Genomic DNA, 7,247 nt, shown 5'->3' on the forward strand with positions numbered 1-7,247 from the left:
TCCGTGAGGGAATCGCGATATCAGTGCCTATGATCGAACAGCACATAGGGGGTGCTTACCAAGGGCTGGGCGACCCATAGGCCCCCAGCACTGATAAACCAAGTTCACTGGCCTGCAAGATAGTTGGCGCTGTCCTCATTGGGTCGAACGTCCGTCTCGTTCATGGCCGTACGCGGCCGTCCGGGACCGTTCGTCCTGCCCTAACGGGTGCGGCATCCGTACGGGATTGAACGCCGGCGAACCAGCCCGGTTCGCGCCCTGACCAGCAAAGACAAATTCGCAAAGCGAGTTACGTGGGTTCGAGTGCCCGTCGCCACCAGGTCGCGTAGGTCGCGGACCTTCCAGAAGGCCTGGTTGACCGGCTCCATGACGTCCCAGGGGGCGATCAGGGCGAGTTCGTAGCGCAGGGGGTAGAGGTTGCTGGAGGTGAAGACCTCGTGGGCTGCCGTGCGGGCCTCCGACGGAGGGAGGGTCTCGCGGGCGGTCTCGTGCAGGCGGGAGTAGACGTCGGACAGCGCGGCCATGAACGCCGCGTAGGCCTGCCGGCGGGTGTCCTGGTTGAGCGCCTCGCGGTCGCGGCGCCAGCGGAGGCGGTCCGCGAGCAGCGTGGATCCGATGCCGATCGCCGCGCCTGTCAACGTGTTCACCGGGGCCAGCCAGTCCATGCGGGGACTTTACGGTGTGGGGCCGCCCTATGCGTACAGCCCGCCGCCCGCCTCGTCCTCGAACATGCCCGGCCAGTAGCGCCAGCCGTCGTCGGTGGGCGTTCTGGGCGTCGGGTCGCAGGCCACCGGGTCGAGGGCGGCCAGGGTGCGGGTCATGGTGTCGGCCAACTGGTCGTAGGCCTCGGTCAGTTCGTGTTCCGCGTCGAGGGTGTGCTCGCGGTGGACGAGCCAGAGGGTGAACGCCAGTGTCGAGATGTCGGCGTTCAGCGGGCGGAGTCTGGCCTCCGCCTCGCTCCACGCCAGCACCGCGCCGGTGGTGCCGTCGAGCACGAGGCTGGTGTCCTCCACGAGGTGGCCGAGGCGGATCAGGCGGTCGGCGCCGTCGGGGAGTCGGGTGTCCGGCTCGTCCGCCCAGTGCTCGGCGAGGGTGGGCAGCGGAACGTCCATGCCGAGGGAGAACCAGACGCACTCCTCGGGCAGCCCCGTCTCCCGCAGGAAGCGGCGGGTCGGCTCGTGGGAGAGCGCGGCCGGGAAGTCGACCTCCTCGAAGCGGACGATCGCGCCGAGGTCGAACTCCTCGTCCAGCAGCCGGGGCGGCAGGTCCAGGGCGAGCCCGGAACGCGTGCCGGGGCCCGCGACCAGCGCCAGGGGACGGATCACCGCGGCCAGCCGCCAGAACGGGGGCACCTCGCCGTCCGCCCCCGACTCGTACAGCGCGAGGAGCTGTCCGGACGCCTCGGCCACCGCCTCGGGCCCGAAGCGCCCGGCGTAGGCCGCGAACTGGCCTCTGAGCGCGGCGAGTTCGTCGGCCGCCGTGGCGAACCGCACGAGCTTCTCCAGGGACGGCGCGAGCGGCCGGCGGTCCATCAGGTCGGGGCGGTCGTGGAAGAAGTACGTCGTCGTGATCTCGCCGGTGGCGCCGTCGAGCAGCACCGACTCGGTCCCCGCGCCCGCCAGGCCGAGGAGTCCCCCGATGACCAGCTGGTCGCGCAGGTCGTCGGGGAGCCGGTGGCCGGGGTCGCCGGTGGAGTCCGCGACCGTGCGCAGGCCGTCCGCGCGCAGCGCCTCGAACGTCACCAGCGCGCCGACATCGGGCAGTCCGGGGCCGCTCAGCCAGCGGCGGCTCGGCGCGTGAGTGACGTACGGATCCAGCTCGGCCTCGGAGAGGGTGATCACCGGCGTGCTGCCGGTGGTGCTGCTGGTCGTGCTCATCGGTCCCCCGTGCGTGAAGTTCGCCGTCCCACTGCTGCGCACACTACGCGGCACCACTGACAACGGCCCTCGACAAGAAGGACGTCAGGCCACGCGCCCGCGTTCCCCTCCCACGAGGATCACCTCGACCGTCTCCCGCGCGGTCAACTCCCCGGTGTCGGCCCGGAGTCCGGGACATGACATGCGGGCGCGCGGCCCGGTGTCCACCGAGACGGTCGGGCAGCGGCCTGCGCGCGCACCGGGGTCGTCCTCACTGGCCCGTCACCACGGCCGCCTGCGGCCTTATCGGCAGCCGGTTCACCGGGCGGCCGGTCGCGGCCCGTACGGCGGAGGCGATCGCCGCCGGGGACGTCACGACCGGCACCGCGCTGGCCGCCTTCGCGCCGAACGGCGCGACCACGTCCCGCTCCTCGACCAGCTTGACGATCCGGATGTCCGGCGCGTCCAGGGCCGTGGGGAGGGCGTAGCCGGTGAGGTCGGGGTGGCGGAGCAGGCCGCGCGGGGTGCGCAGGTTCTCGGTGAGGGCGATGCCGACGCCCTGGGTGACGCCCGCCTCGATCCGGGCGGCGAGCTGGGCCGGGTTGAGGACCCGGCCGACGTCCTGGGCGACCGCCAGCTCCACGACCCGTACCGAGCCCAGCTCGATGTCGACGTCCACGACCGCGCGGATCGCGCAGAAGGCGAGGCCGACGAACGCGTCGCCCTGACCGGCGCCGTCCAGCGGTTCGGTGGGGTGCGGGCGGCACTGCGCGGTGGCCCACAGCTCCTTGCCCTGCAGTTCCTCGGCGACGGTCGTCGACAGGACACCGTCGTACGAGGTGATCTTGCCGTCGGTGATCTGGAGAAGTTCGTGGGACATGCCGAACTTGTGGGCGAGGGGCTGGAGGAGCTGGGTGCGGACCATCTTGGCCGCGCGTTCCACCGCGCCGCCGGAGACCCAGGTGTGCCGGCCGCGGCAGCCGGGGCCGGCGGGGGGCTGGTCGGTGTCCACGGGCGCGACGTGCACCTCGTCGACGCCGAGGGTCTCCTGGACGATCTGCCGGGCGAGGGTGGTGAAGCCTTGGCCGCTCTCGACGGCCGCGCACAGGACGGTCGCTACGCCGTCCTGGACCTTGACGGTGGCCGTGGAGACCTCGTCCGTGCCCTCCGCGCCGAGCATGTGGACCATGCCGAGGCCGTAGCCCACGCCCCGGCGCACGGCGCCGGGTTCGCCCGCGCCCTCGGGGCCACCGGGCAGCAGCCAGTCCTCCTCGGGGGAGTCCTTCGGCAGGGCCGGCAGCGGGTATTCCTGGACGGCCTGGAGGAGTTCGGCGACGGGCGCCGGGCAGGTGACGGTCTGGCCGGTCGGCAGGACGTCACCGGTGGCCATGGCGTTGCGCAGGCGCAGTTCCGCCGGGTCCACGCCGAGTCTCTTCGCCAGCTTGTCCATCTGCGCCTCGTAGGCGGCGCAGACCTGCATGGCGCCCTCGCCGCGGACGTGGCCGGAGGGCGGGTTGTTGGTGCGGACGGCCCAGCCCTCGATGAAGGCGTTGGGGACGACGTAGGGGCCGCAGGCGAAGGAGACGGCGGCGGCGAGGGCCTCGGCGGAGGTGTCGGCGTAGGCGCCCGCGTCGAGGAGGATCTGCGCCTCCACCTTGACCAGCCTGCCCTCGGCGTCCGCGTGGTGGCGGTACCGGAGCAGGGTGGGGTGGCGGTGCGCGTGGCCGAGGAAGGATTCCTCGCGGGTCGCGGTGAGCTTGACCGGGCAGCCGGTCCGCAGTGCCAGCAGGCCGAGCGGGAGCTGGAAGCCCTGGTCCTCGCGGTCGGCGGTGGCGCCGGGCACGCCGGTGACGACGATCTTCACCTGATCGGGTGCCAGGCCGAAGCAGGCCGCGGCGGTGTCCCGGTCGCTGTGCGGGTCGGTGGAGGCCAGGTACAGCTCGACGCCGCCGTCGGGCCTGGGCACGGCGAGGCCGGCCTCGGCACCGATCGGGGCGGGGTCGGCGCGGCCGATCCGGTACTGCCCCTCGACGACGATCTCGCCGGTCGCGGCCGGGTCGCCGTGGTGCAGCGGGATGTGCCGGATCAGGTTGCCGTCGGGGTGCAGCGGCTCGGCCTCGAAGGCCAGTTCGGGGTCGATGACCGGGTCGAGCACCTCGTACTCGACGATGACGGCCGCGGCGGCCATCCGCGCGGTGTCGGGGTGGTCGGCGGCGACGGCCGCGATGGGCTCGCCGTGATGGCGTACGACCTCGGAGGCGAACACCGGGCGGTCGGCCGGGCCGCGTCCGTGCAGCGGTCTGCCGGGCACGTCCTCGTGCGTGACGACGGCCCGTACGCCGGGCATCTCACGCGCGTGGGTGGTGTCGATGGAGACGATGCGCGCGTGGGCGTGCGGGGAGCGCAGCACGGCTGCCCAGAGCAGACCCTCGGCCCACAGGTCGGCCGCGTACGGGAAGGTGCCCTCGGTCTTGGCGCGGGCGTCGGCGGCGGGCAGGGAGGCGCCGAGGCCGTGCGGGATCGGCTCGGGGGCCGGGGCGGCCTCCGCGGGGCTCGTCACGGTGGCTGCTTCGTTGGTCACGCCTGGCCTCCGTCCTGGCCGTACGCCGGGTCGTGCGGGTGGGGCTGCGCGGGGTTCTCGAACGCGGAGGCGTGGATGCCTCCGCCGCCGGGGCCCGCCTGGTGAGGAATACGTGCCTCGTCGCCGTCCGACTCGGCGTCCGCCGAGGAATGTGCCTCGCGTTCGGCGACGACTTCCTGGACGGCCTGGAGGACGCCCCGGTAGCCGGAGCAGCGGCACAGGTTGCCGCAGAGCGCCTGGCGGGCCTCCAGCTCGGTGGGCGCGGGGTTGCCCTCCAGCAGGTCGTGCACGGTCATCGCCATGCCGGGCACGCAGAAACCGCACTGCACCGCCCCGCACCGGGCGAGCGCCCGCTGTACGTCGGAGGGCTGCCCGTCGTCGGCGAGGCCTTCGACGGTACGGATCTCGCTGCCGGCGGTGGTGACGGCCGGGACCAGGCAGGAGGCGACGAGGCGCCCGTCCACCTGGACGTTGCAGGCCCCGCACTCGCCCTGGGAGCAGCCGTCCTTGGCACCGGCGAGTCCGAGCCGCTCGCGCAGGACGTAGAGCAGCGACTCGCCGATCCAGGCGTCGGTGACGGGCCGGTCGGAGCCGTTGACGCGCAGGACGTACGAGGCGAGGGGGTGGTCCTCGTGGTGAGGCGCCGCCGCCGGTTCGGGCTCCGTTTCCGCTTCCGCTTCCGTCTCCGGATCGTCCACGCGCGTGGAGACGCGTCGGCGTCGGCCCGCTCGGGGTGTTCCCCGGTGGAGTCCGGGCCCGCTGCGGGCCCGGGGCCCTCTGCGGCCTCTGCGGGCTCGTGAGCGGCCTCGGGGCTCCCGAGGTCCTCCGGGGCCTCGGGGGACGGCCGGTGGGCCTCCACGGGGCCGGTCCCGCCCTCGTACGGCGGTCCGGGCGGCGACTGCTCGCCGGGGCGCTCGTGGGCCGCGGGGCCGGCGGTGTCGTACCGCGGGGCGTGTTCGAAGGCGGGGGCGTCCGGTCCTGCTCCGGCGGCCTCGGCGAGGGGCGCGCCGGCCCCGTCGGTCTCCGGGCCCCAGGACCGCTCGTCCGGCTCCGTCGCCCAGGGCGCGGACGCGCCGCCCGGCAGCGTGGCCGGGGGCGTGCCGCCGCCCCACTGCTCGACCAGTGCCGAGGTGGTGAACTCACCCGACTCGTCGGGCAGATCGCCGCCCGCGACGGGGATCGACCACTGGCCGGTCACGTCGTGGCCGGGCGCGGGCTCGGCGGGCGCGTTGCTGTCGTCGAAGGTCCACTGCCCGGTGGCGCCCGGGGTGTACGTGAACCGGTCGCCGCCGGCCGTCCCACTGGCCGGCGCCGGCCAGTCGGTGCCGGCCGCGGGGGCCGCCCAGGCGCCGTCGCCGGCCGCCGCGGGGTCCGTCCCGTCGTGCGTCGCCTCGATCTGCGGGGGCACGTAACCGTGGCCGGGCGCCGCGAGCGGGCTGCCGTCGCCGCGGGCGGCCAGGAGAGCGTCGATGCCGCCCTCGGGGAGCTTCACGAAGGCGGTGGCGCCGTCGTCGTAGTCACCCTGGGGCAGCGGGTCCCAGCGGCCGCCGCCCGGCGGCGTGCCCTGTCCGTGCTGGTCGTCGGTCATGACAGTGCCCTCCCCAGTGCTCGTCGGGCCAGTGCGGCGACGGTGCGCCGCAGGTGCAGTACGGCGGGCGGTAGCGGTTGCACGGAGCCGTCCTCGGCGGGGACCGCGTCCGGGATGCAGGCGGCGGCGACGTACTCGCCGAAGGCGGTCAGCGCCTCGGGAACGAGGGCGCGGTTGTTGTCCCAGTCGATGAGCCGGGCGACCCACTGCTCGGCCTCCAGGGGCCGCAGCGGCATCGGCGCTATGGCGCCGACGGCACACCGGACCCCGCGCGGGCGGGGTCGAGGACGAGGGCGACGGAGGCGACGGCCCGCCCGGGGCCGGTGCGGCCGGTTGCCTTCAGGAAGACCTGGGGGGCGTGCAGCAGCGGTACGCGCACGAACCCGATGAGTTCGCCGCCGCGGAGCATGTCCATCCCGGCGAGCAGGTGCGACACCGGGATCTCCCGGCGCACGCCGCCCGGCCCGGCGATGATCAGGGTCGCCTCCAGCGCGGCCAGCACGGGCAGCGCGTCGCCCGTGGGGGCGGCGGAGGCGATGTTGCCGCCCAGGGTGCCCGCGTTGCGGATGTGCGGCGGCCCGCGGCGCGCGCGGCGGCGGCGAGCGCGGGGATGAGGGCGGCGAAGTCGGGGCGGCCCATGCGGGCGTGGGTGAGTCCGGCGCCGAGCAGGGCGTGCCCGTCCTGGTACTGCCAGCCGCGGATCTCGCTGATGCGGCCCAGGCCGACCAGCGCCGCGGGCCTGAGCTGGCCGGAGTTGACGGCGGCCATCAGGTCGGTGCCGCCCGCCACGGGCACGGCGGCCGGCGTGACGGCGAGTGCCGCCACGGCTTCGTCCAGCGTCGCGGGCAGCGTGACGGCCTGCCCCGCCTGCGGTGCGTGCGTGGTCAAAACCGGCTGCCCCTTCCCGCTGCCCCACCTGGTCCCACCTGTGCTGCCGTACGGTACGTGCTGACAGGGCGGACGTGGCAACTCTGGCACATCTTCGCAAGGCCCGAACGCCGGGGTCCGCCAGGACGCGTTCGCCCACCTCATCAGGGAGATGGGCGTTTTCGCACGGCATCACCGATGTGCGCGAATTGCCACTATTCGGTGATCGTGCCGGGGTTTCTCCGCAACCAAGGCCCGTGGTGTGGGCCAGTGGTGGGGGTCGGCGGCCCGGGTTGGCGGTCGCGGGCGAGGGGTCGCGCCGGGGGTGCGGGCCGGGAGTGCGGGTCGGCCGGGT

3 protein-coding genes and 2 pseudogenes are annotated in these 7,247 nt (G+C 74.3%); all 5 read right to left on the reverse strand.

The genetic code is table 11. The features are described from left to right. Positions 1-200: 200 nt before the first annotated feature. Positions 201-665 (reverse strand): hypothetical protein, encoded by a 465-nt coding sequence (locus BM536_RS13630; protein ID WP_073495747.1) that lies wholly within the window; start codon positions 663-665, stop codon positions 201-203. Positions 666-692: 27 nt separating this feature from the next. Next, positions 693-1,877, reverse strand: a complete 1,185-nt coding sequence (locus BM536_RS13635) for an SUKH-4 family immunity protein (protein ID WP_073495745.1) — start codon at positions 1,875-1,877, stop codon at positions 693-695. Between the two features lie 250 nt (positions 1,878-2,127). After that, positions 2,128-4,437, reverse strand: coding sequence for a xanthine dehydrogenase family protein molybdopterin-binding subunit (locus BM536_RS13640; RefSeq protein WP_094102974.1), 2,310 nt, complete (start codon positions 4,435-4,437; stop codon positions 2,128-2,130). Beyond that, positions 4,434-6,025 (reverse strand): annotated as a pseudogene (locus BM536_RS13645) ((2Fe-2S)-binding protein). The gene BM536_RS13640 and the pseudogene BM536_RS13645 overlap by 4 nt, the downstream one beginning before the upstream one ends. Further along, positions 6,022-6,913, reverse strand: a pseudogene (locus BM536_RS13650) (FAD binding domain-containing protein). The pseudogenes BM536_RS13645 and BM536_RS13650 overlap by 4 nt, the downstream one beginning before the upstream one ends. Between the last annotated feature and the right edge of the window lie 334 nt (positions 6,914-7,247).

Origin of the sequence: Streptomyces phaeoluteigriseus (assembly GCF_001896135.2) — a bacterium.
Lineage (GTDB): Bacteria > Actinomycetota > Actinomycetes > Streptomycetales > Streptomycetaceae > Streptomyces > Streptomyces phaeoluteigriseus.

What these genes read in the sequence shown, in the direction of transcription:
- BM536_RS13630 (WP_073495747.1), bottom strand. Translation starts at nt 665, where the DNA reads ATGGACTGGCTGGCCCCGGTGAACACGTTGACAGGCGCGGCGATCGGC.
- BM536_RS13635 (WP_073495745.1), bottom strand. Translation starts at nt 1,877, where the DNA reads ATGAGCACGACCAGCAGCACCACCGGCAGCACGCCGGTGATCACCCTC.